At 68.7% G+C, this 14,142-nt stretch carries 8 protein-coding genes; 2 read left to right on the forward strand and 6 right to left on the reverse strand.

Going from position 1 to position 14,142, the window contains the following annotated elements; all coding sequences use genetic code 11:
* The first annotated feature begins 240 nt into the window (after positions 1-240).
* Together ACIRP7_RS26850 and ACIRP7_RS26855 are read left to right on the forward strand one after the other, a co-directional pair.
* Positions 241-4,032: a GH92 family glycosyl hydrolase gene (locus tag ACIRP7_RS26850; RefSeq protein ID WP_403664449.1), complete on the forward strand. Its 3,792-nt coding sequence runs from the start codon at positions 241-243 to the stop codon at positions 4,030-4,032.
* Positions 4,033-4,052: 20 nt separating this feature from the next.
* Positions 4,053-5,990, forward strand: a complete 1,938-nt coding sequence (locus tag ACIRP7_RS26855) for an alpha-glucuronidase (RefSeq protein ID WP_403664451.1) — start codon at positions 4,053-4,055, stop codon at positions 5,988-5,990.
* Here the strand turns inward: ACIRP7_RS26855 and ACIRP7_RS26860 are convergent.
* The 6 genes from ACIRP7_RS26860 to ACIRP7_RS26885 form a co-directional block, all read right to left on the reverse strand.
* Positions 5,984-7,993 carry a beta-galactosidase gene (locus ACIRP7_RS26860; RefSeq protein WP_403664453.1) on the reverse strand — a complete coding sequence of 670 codons (2,010 nt, stop codon included), beginning with the start codon at positions 7,991-7,993 and terminating at the stop codon, positions 5,984-5,986. The genes ACIRP7_RS26855 and ACIRP7_RS26860 overlap by 7 nt on opposite strands.
* On the reverse strand, positions 7,990-8,613 hold the full coding sequence (locus ACIRP7_RS26865) for a hypothetical protein (protein ID WP_403664960.1): 624 nt from the start codon (positions 8,611-8,613) through the stop codon (positions 7,990-7,992). Before ACIRP7_RS26865 ends, ACIRP7_RS26860 begins: the two co-directional genes overlap by 4 nt.
* 278 nt (positions 8,614-8,891) lie before the next feature.
* Positions 8,892-10,406 carry a xylan 1,4-beta-xylosidase gene (locus tag ACIRP7_RS26870; RefSeq protein ID WP_403664962.1) on the reverse strand — a complete coding sequence of 505 codons (1,515 nt, stop codon included), beginning with the start codon at positions 10,404-10,406 and terminating at the stop codon, positions 8,892-8,894.
* The gene (locus ACIRP7_RS26875; RefSeq protein WP_403664964.1) at positions 10,406-12,043 is read right to left on the reverse strand and encodes an extracellular solute-binding protein; all 1,638 of its coding nucleotides are present in this window, start codon (positions 12,041-12,043) and stop codon (positions 10,406-10,408) included. Before ACIRP7_RS26875 ends, ACIRP7_RS26870 begins: the two co-directional genes overlap by 1 nt.
* Before the next feature lie 55 nt (positions 12,044-12,098).
* Positions 12,099-12,971, reverse strand: a complete 873-nt coding sequence (locus tag ACIRP7_RS26880; protein ID WP_403664455.1) for a carbohydrate ABC transporter permease — start codon at positions 12,969-12,971, stop codon at positions 12,099-12,101.
* Positions 12,965-13,945 carry an ABC transporter permease gene (locus ACIRP7_RS26885; RefSeq protein WP_403664457.1) on the reverse strand — a complete coding sequence of 327 codons (981 nt, stop codon included), beginning with the start codon at positions 13,943-13,945 and terminating at the stop codon, positions 12,965-12,967. Before ACIRP7_RS26885 ends, ACIRP7_RS26880 begins: the two co-directional genes overlap by 7 nt.
* Between the last annotated feature and the right edge of the window lie 197 nt (positions 13,946-14,142).

Consider the following 14,142-nt stretch of genomic DNA (forward strand, 5'->3'; position numbering starts at 1 on the left):
TATAGTCCACTTCCGGTCGACGTAGCAAGATCGAATGCAATGTTGGCCATGGGTGTTTTCGAGTTGAGACCTCGCGGAAATATGGGCGCCCTCTGCGAAGCTTGCCGGAAAAATCCTCGACATAAGCCCCGAATGCCACAGCCAACACTCTTGACATCACTGACCACTTGGGCCACTACTGATCCTTGCACGGATTGTGTGACAACGTTGTCCGTCCTTGTGCAGGGAGGGTACTCGCCGATGGATCGGCACAGAACTCGGCTCAGACGGAGTACGGCGGTCGTGATCACGGCCGCCTTTTGCGTGACGGTGGGCTCGCAGGGCGCCGCGGTCGCCCTGCCCGAGGCCCCGGCCCCGGCGGACCGGGGGTTCGCCTCCTCCTTCGAGGCCGGCGAACCGGCACCGGACTGGACCAGCAGCGTCGACGGCGGCCGGGCTTCCGGCGTCGACGGCGGCTACCGCACCGGCATCCCCGGCAATGTCACCGACCAGGTCACGGACGTCCGGGCGAGTGCCGAGAACACCGGCGGCGGCGAGGTGAAGGAGAACCTCGTCGACGGCGAGCCCGGCACCAAGTGGCTGGCCTTCGAGTCCACCGGCTGGGCCGAGTTCGACCTGGCCAAGCCGCTCAAGGTGGTCACCTATGCGCTGACCTCGGCCAATGACGCCGCCGAGCGCGATCCCAGCGACTGGACGCTGAAGGGCTCGACGGACGGCAAGGACTGGAAGACCCTCGACACCCGCTCCGGCGAATCGTTCGACGAACGGTTCCGGACAAAGTCGTACGCCATCGCGGATGCGGCCGAATACCAGCACTTCCGGCTCGAGATCACGAAGAACAACGGCGCCTCCGGCATCCTTCAGCTGGCCGATGTGCAGTTGTCCACGGGCGGCGGCGAGGGGCCGGTGCCGCCGGACATGCTGTCGCTGGTCGACCGCGGTCCGAGCGGATCGCCCACCGCGAAGGCGGGCGCCGGATTCACCGGAAAGAGAGCCCTGCGCTACGCCGGACGGCACACCGCGGACGGGCGGGCGTACTCGTACAACAAGGTCTTCGACGTGGACGTGAAGGTCGACGCGCTCACCCGGCTGTCCTACCGGATCTTCCCGGCGATGGCGGACGGCGACCGGGACTACGACGCGACGAACGTCTCCCTGGACCTGGCCTTCACCGACGGCACCTTCCTGAGCGACCTCGGGGCGCGTGACCAGCACGGATTCACGCTGTCGCCGCAGGGACAGGGCGCCTCGAAGGCGCTCTACGTCAACCAGTGGAACCACGTGGGCGCGCGGATCGGGTCGGTCGCGGCCGGGAAGACCGTCGACCGGATCCTCGTCGCGTACGACTCCCCGAGCGGGCCGGCGAAGTTCCGGGGCTGGCTGGACGACGTGACGCTGGAGCGGGCCGCGCCCGAGCAGCCCAAGGCGCATCCGTCCGACTACGCGCTCACCACCCGCGGCACCCACTCCAGCGGTGGCTTCTCGCGCGGCAACGACTTCCCGGCGACGGCCGTGCCGCACGGCTTCAACTTCTGGACGCCGGTGACCAACGCGTCCTCGCTGAGCTGGCTGTACGACTACGCGCGCGCCAACAACGCCGACAACCTGCCGACGATCCAGGCGTTCAGCGCGAGCCACGAGCCGAGCCCGTGGATGGGCGACCGGCAGACCTTCCAGGTGATGCCGTCGGCCGCCGCCGGGACCCCGGACACCGGCAGGGAGGCGCGGGAGCTGGCCTTCCGGCACGAGAACGAGACAGCGCGGCCGTACTACTACGGCGTGCGGTTCGAGAACGGGCTGAAGGCGGAGATGACGCCCACCGACCACGCGGCGGTCCTGCGCTTCAGCTACCCGGGCGACGACGCGAGCGTGCTCTTCGACAATGTGACGGACCAGGCGGGGCTGACGCTCGACAAGGCGCGCGGGACCTTCACGGGCTACTCGGACGTGAAGTCCGGGCTGTCGACGGGAGCGACCCGGCTGTTCGTGTACGGCGAGTTCGACCGGGCGGTGCAGGAGGGCTCGTCGAGCGGGGTCAAGGGCTATCTGCGGTTCGACGCCGGCGCCGACCGGACCGTCACCCTGCGCGTCGCCACCTCCCTCATCAGCCTCGACCAGGCCAGGGACAACCTGCGGCAGGAGATCCCGGACGGCACGTCCTTCGACGACGTGAAGGGAAGTGCCCGGCGGGCCTGGGACCGGCTGCTCGGCAAGGTCGAGGTGGAGGGCGCCACACAGGACCAGCTCACCACGCTGTACTCCAGCCTGTACCGGCTGTACCTGTACCCCAACTCCGGCTTCGAGAAGGTCGGTTCGACGTACCAGTACGCCTCGCCGTTCTCCCCGATGCCCTCCCCCGACACCCCGACGCACACCGGAGCGAAGATCGTCGACGGCAAGGTGTACGTCAACAACGGCTTCTGGGACACCTATCGGACCACCTGGCCGGCGTACTCGCTGCTGACGCCCTCTCAGGCGGGCGAGATGGTCGACGGGTTCGTCCAGCAGTACAAGGACGGCGGGTGGACCTCGCGCTGGTCCTCGCCCGGTTACGCGGACCTGATGACCGGTACCTCCTCGGACGTCGCCTTCGCGGACGCGTACGTCAAGGGTGTCGACTTCGACGCCAAGTCGGCGTACGACGCGGCCCTGAAGAACGCCACGGTCGCGCCCCCGTCCTCCGGTGTGGGCCGCAAGGGCATGGAGACCTCGCCCTTCCTCGGCTACACCAGCACCGACACCCACGAGGGCCTGTCCTGGGCGCTGGAGGGCTACCTCAACGACTACGGCATCGCGCGGATGGGACAGGCGCTGTTCGCGAAGACCGGCGAGAAGCGCTACAAGGAGGAGTCGGAGTACTTCCTCAACCGGGCCCGGGACTATGTGAACCTCTTCGACTCCAAGGCGGGGTTCTTCCAGGGCCGGGACGTCGACGGTAACTGGCGTGTTCCGTCGTCCAGTTACGACCCGCACGTGTGGGGCTACGACTACACCGAGACCAATGGCTGGGGTTACGCCTTCACCGCCCCGCAGGACAGCCGGGGCCTCGCCAATCTGTACGGCGGCCGCTCCGGGCTCGCCGAGAAGCTGGACGAGTACTTCGCGACGCCCGAGACGGCCTCGCCGGAGTTCGTCGGCTCCTACGGCGGGGTCATCCACGAGATGACGGAGGCGCGGGACGTCCGGATGGGCATGTACGGCCACTCCAACCAGGTCGCCCACCACGTCACCTACATGTACGACGCGGCCGGTCAGCCGTGGAAGACACAGAGGAACGTCCGTGAGGTGCTGTCGCGGCTGTACGTCGGCAGCGAGATCGGGCAGGGCTACCACGGCGACGAGGACAACGGCGAGCAGTCGGCCTGGTTCCTCTTCTCGGCGCTGGGCTTCTACCCGCTGGTGATGGGCAGCGGCGAATACGCCGTCGGCTCACCGCTGTTCACCAAGGCCACGGTCCATCTGGACAACGGCCGGGACCTGGTGGTCAGGGCGCCGAAGAACAGTGCGCGGAACGTGTACGTGCAGGGCCTGAAGGTCAACGGGAAGTCCTGGACGTCGACTTCGCTCCCCCACTCGCTCCTGTCCAAGGGGGCCGTCCTGGACTTCGACATGGGTCCACGGCCGTCCAAGTGGGGCACGGGCAAGAACGCGGCCCCGGTGTCCATCACCCACGACGACGAGGTGCCGACGCCGCGTGCGGACGTGCTCGCCGGTGACGGGGCGCTGTTCGACAACACCTCCGCGACGGACGCGACCGTGACCTCGGTGGATCTGCCGGTGTCCGGATCGGTCAAGGCCCGGCAGTACACGGTGACATCGTCCCGGGACCATGCGAAGGCGCCGGGCGGCTGGACGCTCCAGGGCTCGGACGACGGGACCACGTGGAAGACCCTCGACCGGCGCTCCGGTGAGGCCTTCACATGGGACCGGCAGACACGGGCGTTCTCCGTGAGGTCCGCGGGTACGTACGGGAAGTACCGTCTCGTGCTCGACGGCGAGGCGGTGGTCTCGGAAGTCGAACTGCTTGCCTGAGCAAGAGCGTTGGGGGTCTCATGCAGGGTGTCGATCCGGCCTGGCTGCCGGACGGGGCGTTCCGGCCGATCGGCACCCGGCGGACCCTGGTCCGTGGTTCGGGTCCGCTGGTGGACACGGTCCATGGGGAGGTGACTGCGGCCTGCGAGCGGTTCGGCGGGAGTGTCTCGCGTGCACCCGGTTCCGGCGACCTGGTGTTGGAGCTGGACGGTGACGACGGCTCCGAGGGGTTCGGGTACGGACGCCGTGACGGCTGTACGACCGTCACGGCGTCCGGCGCGCGCGGGTTGCTGTACGGGTTCTTCCACGTCGTGCGGCTCGGAGAGGCGGCGTTCCAGGGGCAGCTCCACCATGAGGAGCACCGGCCGCAGTTGGCGCTGCGGATGCTCGACCACTGGGACAACGTGGCCGTGCACCCGGTCATGGGCCAGGTGGAGCGCGGATACGCGGGCGGGTCGCTGTTCTGGGAGAACGGGCGGGCGCGCGGGCAGTGGGAGCGGGTACGGCGGTACGGAAGGCTGCTCGCGTCCTGCGGGATCAACGCCCTGGCCGTCAACAACGTCAACGTGCACGCGACCGAGGCACGGCTGCTGACCGACCGGATCGGTGAAGTGGCCGACATCGCGGACGCGTTGCGGCCGTACGGGATAGGCGTCCACCTCTCGGTGACCTTTGCCGCGCCGATGGTGCTGGGCGGTTTGCCGACGGCCGATCCGCTCGACCCGGACGTGTCGGCGTGGTGGGCCGAGGCGGCCGCGCGGGTGTACGCGGCGGTCCCCGACTTCGGCGGGTTCGTGGTCAAGGCCGACTCCGAGGGACAGCCGGGCCCGTTCGCGTACGGGCGCACCCACGCCGACGGCGCCAACATGCTGGCCGCCGCTCTGGAACCGCACGGCGGCACGGTCCACTGGCGGGCCTTCGTCTACGACCACCGCCAGGACTGGCGGGACCGCTCGACCGACCGGGCGCGGGCCGCGTACGACCATTTCGTGCCGCTGGACGGGGAGTTCGCCGACAACGCCGTCCTCCAGGTCAAGCACGGGCCGGTGGACTTCCAGGTCCGGGAGCCGGTCTCACCCCTGATCGGGGCGATGCCCGGCACGCGGCTCGCGGTGGAGCTCCAGGCGACGCAGGAGTACACCGGGCAGCAGCGGCACGCGTGCTGGCTGGGGCCGATGTGGAGCGAGGTACTGCGCTTCGGGATCAACGGGGATTCCACGGTCGGTGAGCTGGCGCGCGGTGGACTCGTCGCCGTGTCCAACGTCGGGGACGACCCGTTCTGGACCGGGCATCCGCTGGCCCAGGCGAACCTGTACACGTTCGGGCGGCTGGCCTGGGAGCCGGGAGCCGATCCGCATCGCGTCCTCGACGAATGGATCGGGCTCACCTTCGGAGCCGGGCCGGCGGCGGGGGTGCGCGTAGTATTGACCGGATCATGGCGGACGTACGAGAAGTACACCGCGCCCCTCGGAGTCGGCTTCATGGTCCAGCCGGGGCACCACTACGGGCCGAGCGTCGACGGGTACGAGTACAGCCCGTGGGGCACCTACCACTTCGCCGACCGCGACGGCCTCGGTGTCGACCGGAGCGTGGCGAGCGGGACCGGGTACGCGGGGCAGTACGCGAAGCCCTGGGCCGAGGTGTACGAGTCCGCGGAGACCTGCCCGGACGAGCTGTTGCTGTTCTTCCACCACGTGTCGTACGACCACATGCTGCACAGCGGCAATACGGTGATCCAGCACATCTATGACACGCATTTCGAGGGCGTGGCGGAGGTGGAGGCGGCCCGGGAGGTGTGGGCCTCGCTGGCGGGTCTCGTGGACCCGGCGCGCCACGCGCGGGTGACGGAGCGGTTCGAGGAACAGCTCCGCAGTGCCCGCGAATGGCGCGATCAGGTCAACAGTTACTTCTTCCGGAAGTCGGGGGTGCCGGACGAGCAGGGGCGGCGCATCTACTGAAGACGCAGGACGGCGACGCCCCGCGGGTCGAGAGTGAGCGGGGCGCCCGCCTCCGTCCGCTTTCCCGTGAGCAGGTCGGTCGCGGTGGCGTGGGCCGTCAACTCGACTGGCTCCTCAGCGTGGTTGAGAAGGAACAGCAGGCGGCTTCCGTCAGGGGCCGTCCTGGCCGCAACCTCCAGTCCCTCGTGACTGGCGTAGGGGCCGATCAGGTCGTGGCGGGCCAGGACACGGCGGACCACCTGGTTCACACCCGGCTGATCGAGGGCGGTGGCGACGTACCAGCCCTCGCCCTGGCCGTAGTGGTTGCGGGTCACCGCGGGGGTGCCGGCATAGAAGTCCGCGCCGTACGTGGCGACCGTCTCGGCGCCCCGCGGCCGCACGATCTCGAAGACGAGCCGTCCCTCCGAGCCCAGTTCGGGGACGGGCTGGACGAACTCCGGCGGACGGGAGTCCCACTCGTCGATCCGGATGCCCATCAGGGGTGCGAGGGGACCGGGCACATCGGTGAGGAAGGCGCGGTCGTGGTCGTCGACCCGGCCGGAGAGGAAAGTGGCGAGGACCGTGCCGCCGCGTTCCGCCACCGCTTCGAGGCGGGCGGCGAGGTCGCCCTTGACCATGTGCAGGGCGGGGGCGAGGACCACGTCGTACGGGGTGAGGTCGGTGGTGTGCGGGACGACGTCCACGTCCGCGCCCGCCTCGCGGGCGGCCCGGTAGTAGGCGTGCACCACCTCCTGGTACCGGACCAGGCGCGAGGGGCCGTCGGAGATCTCCAGGGCCCACCAGCTGTCCCAGTCGAAGAGCAGGGCGGTGCGGGCGGGAGTGCGGGCTCCGAGGGACGCGTTGCCGAGCAGCTCCAACTCCTCGCCCAGTGCGGCCACTTCCCGGAAGACCCGGGTGTCGTCGCGGCCCGCGTGGCCGATGACCGCTCCGTGGTACTTCTCGCAGGCTCCCCGGGAGGCGCGCAGCTGGAAGTAGAGGGCCGCGTCGGCGCCGTGGGCGATCGCCTGGTAGGTGGCCAGGCGCAACTCCCCCGGCCTGCGCAGGGGGTTGACGTCACGGCAGGCGGTGGTGGACGGGGTCTGCTCCATCAGCCAGAAGGGAGCGCCGCCCTTGAGGCCGCGCATCAGGTCGTGGGCCAGGGCGGCCCAGGTCGGCGGGGCGTCCAGGGGCGGGTAGCTGTCCCAGGACACGAAGTCGAGGTGGGGTGCCCAGCGGTGGTAGTCGAGGGGGCGAAACATGCCCATGAAGTTGGTCGTGACGGGGGTGACCGGATCATGGGTGCGGATCACCTCCTTCTCGGCGAGGAAACAGCCGAGCAGCGCGTCGGTGGTGAAGCGGAAGTAGTCGAGCGTGATGCCCTGGAAGGCGGTGTGGTCGGGGCCCCGCCAGTGCTCGGTGAGGGCGCTCGGCGGTTCGATCTCCTCGAAGGAGGTGTAGCGGTGCGACCAGAAGGTCGTCCACCAGGCGTCGTTGAGGGCGTCGAGGGTGACGTATCTGTTCCGCAGCCAGTCCCGGAAGGCGTCGGCGCACAGGTCGCAGTAACAGACGCCGCCGTACTCGTTGTTGATGTGCCAGGCGAGCAACGCCGCGTGGTCCGCGTACCGTTCGGCGAGTCGTTCCGCCATGGCCGTGGCGAGTCGGCGGTACGCCGGTGAGCTGGGGCAGAAGTTGTGGCGCTGGCCGTAGCGGTGCCGGCGGCCCTCGAAGTCGGTGCGGTTGACCTCGGGATACCGGTGCGCGAGCCAAGGCGGCAGGGCGGCCGTGCCGGTGGCCAGACAGACCTGTCGGCCCTCGGCCGCCGCCCGGTCCAGGATGCGGTCGAGGACGGTGAAGTCGTAGGTGTCCTCGGCGGGTTGGGTGAGGGACCAGGAGAAGACGCCGACGGTGAGGGTGTCGATTCCCGCCCGGGTGAACAGACGGTGGTCGGCGTCCCAGACATCCTGCGGCCACTGCTCGGGGTTGTAGTCACCGCCGTAGGGGACCTTGGAGCTCGACGGGCTCATGCGGTGAAGTCCTCCTGGGTCTCGGCGATCACCGGTCGGCTGCTGTGCAGCAGGGACAGCAGCAGCGGGGCCGCCAGCAGGGCGGGCAGTGCCTCGGTCAGTACGGCGGTCCCGGCGGCCGACAGGACGAGCAGCGAGGCGGCACCGAGGGTGGCGCGCCCGTGCCGGAAAAGGAAGTAACCGGCGAGGCGTGCGGTGTCCCTCGCCCGGAAGGCGAACAGGGCGGTGAGGACGAGCGCGTGCGCACCCCAGAGAAGGGAACCGACGCCGATCGCCGCGAGCAGTACGGCCCACCAGCCGGGCAGGCCGGTGGCGGTGAAGTGGGTGAGTGTGAAGGCGATGACGGTGAGCCAGGCCAGCAGAGGGGTCCACAGCTGCAGGGCGGGGACGGCGTTGAGCCGCCAGCCGCGCCAGTAGGACCGGGCCGGGTGGAGGTCGGTGAGGTCGCGGTCGCGGTGGTGGAGGGCGTACAGGGCGGCGGCCGCGGCCGGGCCGAGGGGCAGCAGGCATACGGCGGCGAGCGGGAGGTTGGCGGGGGCGGGACCCAGCAGGAGCAGACCCGCCAGGCCCGGGGAAGCTGCGACGAGCAGCAGGGCCTCGACGGTGACGAGGGTGTGGATGAGGGCCGCGGCGCGGGAGAGGGAGCCGGTGCCGAAGGCGGGGGCGGCGGTGGGGTGGGGGGCGGGGAGCTCGTGGTTCTCCGGCGGTCGTCGCCCGGCGGGTGGCCGGCGTGGGGCAGTGCCGGGGAGATCGTCGCGCACCGTGGGTGGGACGCCGGGTCGGGCGGCGGCCGGGGTGGCGTATGGCGGGGTGACACAGGGCGGGGTGGCGTAGGCCGGGGTGGCGTGTGCCCTCGCCCGGGTGCGACCGGCTGCCGCCCGTACACGGCTCACCCGGCTCACTGCGGCCCCGTCCCCAGCAGTCGGCGTTCGTCCCACCACTCCGGTGCCTCCTCCACGACCGGGCTCACCTCCACGAGCGTGATCTCGTGGCGGGCCAGCGTCAGGTCCAGTTCGGTCCGGTCGTCCTCGACCGGCAGTCGCAGGTGCTGCCGGCCGGGCTCGGCGGCCTCGTGGAGTACGTCGAGCTGGTGCGGGTGGGGCGAACGCGGGCTGCCCATCCGCTGCCAGGCCGTGCGGGCGTTGCCGTGCTCCTCGTCGACCACCGACCGCCGTACGAACGCCTCCCGCGCACCCGGCACCGGCACGGACAGGCGCAGCCGGTGCCGGGACGGCCCCGGCGTCTCACCGCTCGCGTCGACCGGCGCCCAGGCGAGGACGGTCACCCGGCCGTCGAGGTGCCGGGTGACCAGGTGGTCGACGCCACGGGTGAGCAGGTCGGGGCCCATGCGGGCCATGAAGGCGTAGAGGTGGTAGGTCGGTTTCCTCACCTGTCGGTGGGTGAGCAGACCGAAGCCGCCGTGGAAGAGCGCGGTCGGCGGGCCGTTCTCCTCGAACATGTCGCTGAAGGTCCAGTACGAGAAGGAGTCGACGTGATCGCCGCCGCGCGCGAGGACCGGGGCCAGGTACGCCGCGTGGAAGGCGGTGTCGTGGACCGGGTTGTCGGGGCGGTAGGAGGAGTTGAATTCCGTGATGTGGACCGGGCGTCCAGCGAGCCGGGTGTCCTTCAGCCGTTCGCGGGGCGTGGCGAACTGGTCCAGGAGGTCCTGGGCCGGTGCCAGGGTCTGGTGGGTGCCGAAGGGGACGTGCTGGGCGGGGCCCGAGGTGTAGGCGTGCTTCGACACGAAGTCCACCGGGACATCGCGCTGTGCGGCGAACTCGGCGAAGCGGTCCAGCCACTCGTCCGCGGCCGGGGAGATCGCGGGGCCGCCGACCTGGAGATCCGGGTCCACGTCCTTCACCGCGCCCGCCGTCACCTCGTACAGACGGTGGTACGCCTTCTCGTCCGCGCCTTCCCAGAAGTCGGGCAGGTTGGGCTCGTTCCACACCTCGACGGGCCAGGTGCGCACCTCGGCGAGGCCGTAGCGGTCGATGAGATGCCTGAGCGTCGCCCGGACCAGGTCGGCCCACTCCTTCTCGGACCGGGGCGGGGTGACGTTCCCGTGCCACCAGAAGACGGTCTGCTCACCCGACGCCAACTCCGCCGGCATGAAGCCGAGTTCGAGGAAGGGCCGGATGCCGAGCTCCAGGTAGGCGTCGACGACCTGGTCGACGTACGTGAAGGAGTGCCGGACGCGCCGGACGCCCTCGGGCCACTCGTACGGCCGGTACACGCCCATGCCGTCGCTCAGCAGCCCGTGGCCCCGGATGTACCGGAAGCCGATCTCGCGCTGGAGCAGCTTCAGGGAGTCCTGGTAGTCGCGGCGCAGGGCGAGTTCGATCCGCCCGGTGCCCACGCAGTGGCGCCAGGCGTCGGAGAAGGGTCCGGACGGCTCGGTGGGGACGCGGAAGATCACCCGTTCTCCTTCTGGAAACGCTCGTACGCCGTGTTGTGCAGGTCGACGAGTTGCTGCATGTTCTTCGCCTTCAACTCGGCGATGAACGCGTCCCATTCGGACAGCGGGCGCTTGCCGAGCACGAACTGGAGGGTGTTCTGGATGGCGTGGTCCTTGAGCGGGGTGTCCCAGAGGGTCGCCTGCTCCTGCTCGAAGGACTGCAGGGGGTGGGCCGGGTCGACGGGCAGTTCCTTGCGCCGGGACATGACGTCCTGGAACTTCTTCTCGTCCGGGCTGAAGTTGGAGGACACCAGCTCCCAGCTGCCGCCGTAGGTGAACACGCCGTTGAAGAAGCCGTAGTCCTTCTGGAGGTCCTTCGGGGCGTCGGGAGCGGAGCCCATCAGCGAGATGCCGGGCTTCAGCGTGTACGTGCCGCCGGACTCGGTGTAAGTGACGCCCTTCACTCCCCACTTGCAGAACTTCTGGCCCTCGTCGGAGTACCAGAGCCAGTCCACGAACTGCATCATCGCGACGAAGTCGGCGCTCTTGAGGGCCTTGCTGGAGATCATGACGCCGTTCTCCAGCCGGATGCCGCTGAGCAGGACCGGTCCTGCCGGACCGAGCGGAACCGGGACCATCTCGATCTTCGAGCCCTTGACCTGCTTGTTCAGGTTGTAGCGGTAGTTCTGGACCAGCTCCTGCGGGTTGGCGCTGATCACATAGGACTTCTCGGCCAGCAGCTTCTGCACGGCCTGGTCGTCCTGCTGGGTGAAGCTCTCGGGGTCCAGCAGCTTCTCGGCGACGATCTTTCTCAGGTACTCGATCATCTGCCGATAGCCGTCCTGGGTCGCCGTGAAGACGAACTGCTGCTTCTTGGCGTCGAAGCTGATGTTGTCGTACGCCCAGCCCGCCCGGACGCCGTACGCCTGGCCGAGATAGCCGAACAGCGCGCCGCAGGGGAAGGGGGTGTTGGTGCTCCAGCGGTCCGTCCACGGGTATGTGTCCGGGTACTCCGTCTTGAGCGCCTTGAGGACGTCGTACACCTCGTCCCACGTCGTGGGCAGGGACAGTCCGTGCCGGTCGAGGATGTCCGTGCGGAAGGACAGCGAGTAGCCGGCCTTGGGCCTCTCGTGCAGCCCGGGCAGCAGGTAGTACTTGCCGTCGGACTGGCGGATGGAGTCGAGTTCCGGCTCCAGGTGCCACTTCTTCACCTTGTCCCGGAAGTTGGGCATCAGGTACGTGTAGTCGCTGACCGGGAGGATGGCGCCCGACGAGACGAAGGCCACCTCGGAGGGGTGATACGTCTTCGGGATCAGGAAGGGCGCGTCGCCCGCGCCGATGAGGACGCTGCGCTTCTTCTCGTAGTCGGCCAGGGGGACGTCGAGGGGCTTGATGGTGACGCCGGTGCGCTGGGTGACCTCCTTCCAGAACAGCCAGGTGTTCTTGAGGGGGTAGACCGGGTTGTCGTTGTGCAGCAGGGAGAAGGACAGCGCCTTGGTGGCCTTGAACTGCTGGCCCGCCTGATACTCCTTCATCGCGCCGTTCTGCTTCTTGGACAGGTCCTTGGAGTCGCCTCCGTCGTCGCCGCTGCCGCAGCCGGTGAGGGTGGCGAGGCCGATGAATCCCGCGGCGGCCAGAATCTGACGCCGTGACATCTGTCCGGTGTTCTCCACGGATACTCCCTTGTTCCGTAAGTGAAATGACGGGCTGTCAGCCCTTGACCGCGCCGAGCATCACGCCCGAGACGAAGAAACGCTGGACGAACGGGTACACGCAGATGATCGGCAGCGCGGTGAGCACGATCGTGACCGCCTGGATGCTGGCGCCGACCTGGCTGAGCTCCGCCGTGCCGGCGCCCGCGTTGCCGCCCCCGGTGGCACCGGCGACGAGGTTGCGCAGATAGACGGTGACCGGCATCAGGTCGGAGTGGTCCATGTAGAGGAACGCGCTGAACCAGGAGTTCCAGAAGGACACCGTGTAGAAGAGCACCATGGTCGCGACGACCGCCTTGGACAGCGGCAGCACGATCCTGAGGAGGATGCCGTAGGTGCTCAGGCCGTCGATCTGCGCGGCCTCCTCCAGATCGGTCGGCAGGCTCTCGAAGAAGGCCTTCATCACCAGCAGGTTGAAGACGCTGATCGCGTTGGGCAGCGCGATGGCCCAGACGCTGTTCTTCAGCCCGAGGTGGGTGACCAGGAGGTAGTTCGGGATCAGACCGCCGGTGAAGAACATCGTGAACACGGCGATACCGACGAGCAGTCCGCGCCCCCTGAGGTGCTTCTTCGACAGGACGTAGGCGTAACAGGTGGTCAGGACCATGGCGACGGCGGTGGACACGAGCGTGTAGAACACGGTGTTGCCGTAGTTCCGCCAGAACATCGAGTCCTGGAAGACGATCCGGTACGTGGTGAGGTTGAATCCCTTGGGCCACAGCGTCACTTCACCGGCCCGGATCTGCCGTTCCCCGCTGAAGGACCTCGCGACGATGTTGACGAAGGGGTACAGGGTGACGAGCACCACGAGGGTGAGGATCACTCCGTTGACGCCCTGGAAGACCCGGTAGGAACGGCTCGGCTTCACCACAGGCTGGTCCCCACTGCGCGGCGCGAGAGCGTGTTGGCGGTCGTGATCAGGACCAGGCCGATGACCGCCTCGAACAGGCCGATGGCGGCGGCGTAACTGAAGCTGTTGGACTCGACTCCCGCCCGGTAGACGTACGTCGAGATCACGTCGGCGGTCGGGTACGTCAGCGGGTTGTAGAGCAGCAGGACCTTCTCGAAGCCGACCGCCATGAACGTGCCGATGTTGAGGATCAGCAGCGTGATCATGGTGGGGCGGATGCCAGGCAGGGTGACGTGCCAGATCTGCTTCCAGCGGTTGGCGCCGTCGATGCGCGCGGCCTCGTACAGGTCCTCGTCGATGGTGGTGAGCGCGGCGAGGTAGAGGATCGTGCCCCAGCCTGCGGTCTGCCAGACCTCCGAGCCGACGTAGATCGTGCGGAACCAGTCGGGTTCCTGGATGAAGCGGATCTCGTCGTGGCCGAACCAGGCCAGGGCGTGGTTGACCGGACCGTCGGTGGCGAGCATCTGCATCGTGAGGCCGGCGACGATCACGATCGACAGGAAGTGCGGGAGGTACGACACCGACTGCACGAACCGCTTCAAGGACCGCCGGCGCACCTCGTTGAGCAGAAGGGCGAGGACGATCGGGATCGGGAAGCAGAACACGAGTGTGAGCCCGCCGAGCCACAGGGTGTTGCGGAACACCTGCCAGAAGGTCGGGTCGCCGAGGAACATGCGCACATAGCGCAGACCCACCCAGTCCTCGCCGAACATCGAGCCACCGGGCTCGAAGCGCCGGAACGCGATCACGTTGCCGATCATCGGCAGATAGCGGAAGACCAGGAAGAACAGCAGCGGCAGGACGGCCAGCGAGTAGAGCTGCCAGTCGCGGCGCAGGGTCCGGCGCCAACTCCTGCGCGGCGCGGGGCGGGCGGCGGCCACGGGTGGGTCCTCGACGCTGGACGGTGGAGAGGCCGACTTGACGGATGTGCTCATGCTCGGTCCTCTCAGACGGAGGCTCGGAACCGAAACTTTCGAGCGCTTACCGGTAACTTCGCGGCAACTTAGAGTGCCGGAGAAAGCGCTGTCAATGGGGCGGGCAGGAGATACCTGGGACAGGAGTGGGGTAGGACAGGAGGGCGACATCCCGGCCCTCTCCGCAAGTTTCACTACATGGACCGACTCATGCGAGG

Origin of the sequence: Streptomyces sp. NPDC102270, from assembly GCF_044766405.1 — a bacterium.
Taxonomy (GTDB): domain Bacteria; phylum Actinomycetota; class Actinomycetes; order Streptomycetales; family Streptomycetaceae; genus Streptomyces.

Coding starts and splice junctions, on each gene's coding strand:
- ACIRP7_RS26855 (WP_403664451.1), top strand. CDS start 4,053: ATGCAGGGTGTCGATCCGGCCTGGCTGCCGGACGGGGCGTTCCGGCCG.
- ACIRP7_RS26850 (WP_403664449.1), top strand. CDS start 241: ATGGATCGGCACAGAACTCGGCTCAGACGGAGTACGGCGGTCGTGATC.
- ACIRP7_RS26875 (WP_403664964.1), bottom strand. CDS start 12,043: ATGTCACGGCGTCAGATTCTGGCCGCCGCGGGATTCATCGGCCTCGCC.
- ACIRP7_RS26885 (WP_403664457.1), bottom strand. CDS start 13,945: ATGAGCACATCCGTCAAGTCGGCCTCTCCACCGTCCAGCGTCGAGGAC.
- ACIRP7_RS26860 (WP_403664453.1), bottom strand. CDS start 7,993: ATGAGCCCGTCGAGCTCCAAGGTCCCCTACGGCGGTGACTACAACCCC.